Genomic DNA, 1,870 nt, shown 5'->3' on the forward strand with positions numbered 1-1,870 from the left:
TAATCGAGTAGGAGGAGGTGATTAACCTCCGACCTCTCACACCACCGTACGTACGGTTCCGTATACGGCGGTTCAACTAAGATATATGACGCAAGGTTTCATAACGAGTTTGTAGACTTTTAAGCCCTCGGTTACTCCAATAAGAGTTATCGAGGGTTTTGTGTAATACAGGGCTGTTTGAAATACGCCAGTAACCTTTTCGACTATTTCCCCATTCATAAGCTTTCCAGTCTGGAACGCCTAATCTAATAAAGTTTCGTATCTTTGTCTTTGGTTTCTTCCAGTCTTTCCATAAGCACATACGAAGTCTTCTGCGAATCCAACCATCTATTTCGGCAAAAACTGTTTTCGTATCAGCCAATGCAAAATATCCGCACCATCCTATTAAATATTGGTTCAACTTCTCTATTCGATATTCCATAGGATATGGCATCTTTCTTGAAGTGATTTCTCGTACTTTTCTTTTCATTCGCTTTAGACTTTCTTTTGCGACTCGAACTTTTGGATCTTTTGAAGATGTAACACTAAACCCTAGAAACTTTCGTTTCCATGGACGGTCTATTGCCGATTTCTTTTCATTCACTTTCAGTCGAAGTTTTCCCTCTATAAACCGTTGAATGTTTGCCATCGTTCGTTTTCCTGCACGCTTGGAATTAGTGTAAATATTGCAGTCATCAGCGTAACGAACAAATTTATGTCCTCTCTCCTCTAGTTCTTTGTCTAATTCATCTAGCACAATATTAGAAAGAAGCGGACTTAAAGGTCCGCCTTGTGGCGTTCCTTCGTCTGTACTTGAAACGACTCCATTTATCATGACACCAGCTTGTAGGTATTTACGGATAAGTTTTAATAATGGTTTATCATCGATTCTTTTCGCCAGTGTACTCATGAGTCTGTCATGGTTTACCTTGTCAAAGAATTTTTCCAGGTCCATGTCTACTACCCATCTATATCCTTCTTTGATATATCCTTTTGCTTTCCTTATTGCATCATGGGCACTCCGATTTGGTCGGAAGCCATAACTGTGTTCGGAGAACATTGGGTCATATATCTTCGATAATATTTGGGCAATTGCTTGTTGAATCAACCGGTCTGTCACAGTTGGAATACCCAGTAACCGAACACCGCCATCTGGTTTCGGGATTTCGACTCTTCGGACAGGTGTTGGTTCATAGGTACCCTTGAAAATTGCCTCTTTAATGGATGGCCATTCTTCGATTAAGTGCTGTCGTAGGATTTGTACGGGCATCTTATCTACACCATGGCTTCCTTTATTCTGTTCTACTCGCTTTAATGCTTGAAGCATATTTTCCCGTGACAGGATTTGATTCAAAAGCATTGGTATTCTTCCTTCCGTGAATAGCTTATCTTCTTATGTCAGTGGTCACTCCACCCTCCAAGAGATCCCCCACGGGATTCACCGTTTCCTTTCTCATGTGAGGTACTACGTTTTCTGTGCTCATCATGACTCACTGTATGCCAAGGGCTATTCTCTCTTAGTTGTTCAGTCCTTCCGAATTATTCTAGACCAATTCGTACTATGACCTCGGCTGACTTCTGATGGTTCAGCTGCTTATCACTAAGCAGGTTATGAAGGGTACTTCACGTATCCATCAGATCTCCCCGGGTAAGAGTGCAATCTTTCCTTCCATCTATCTGCTTCATTTACTCTGTATCACCTTCGGCAGAAAGGACTTTGTCTTGTTTGGCAAACTTATCCAATGATACCTAGCCTAATATGAAGTTCGTGTTCCTCAGACCGGAAGTTTGCCGCTCGCTTCCTTCAGATTCCGCGTCACCACGGACACCCTTGCGTTAGGCTAACCGCTACTTCTGCCTTCACGGTTCGGGACTTTCACCCTAGAGATTA

General features: G+C 42.2%; 1 protein-coding gene. It reads right to left on the reverse strand.

The genetic code is table 11. The features are described 5' to 3' along the window. Positions 1-76: 76 nt before the first annotated feature. Entirely contained in the window at positions 77-1,339 is a 1,263-nt protein-coding gene (gene ltrA / locus V7127_RS18535; RefSeq protein WP_335488485.1) for a group II intron reverse transcriptase/maturase, read from the reverse strand. Positions 1,340-1,870 lie beyond the last annotated feature (531 nt).

Origin of the sequence: Bacillus sp. JJ1773, from assembly GCF_036962035.1 — a bacterium.
Classification (GTDB): Bacteria; Bacillota; Bacilli; order Bacillales; family Cytobacillaceae; genus Cytobacillus.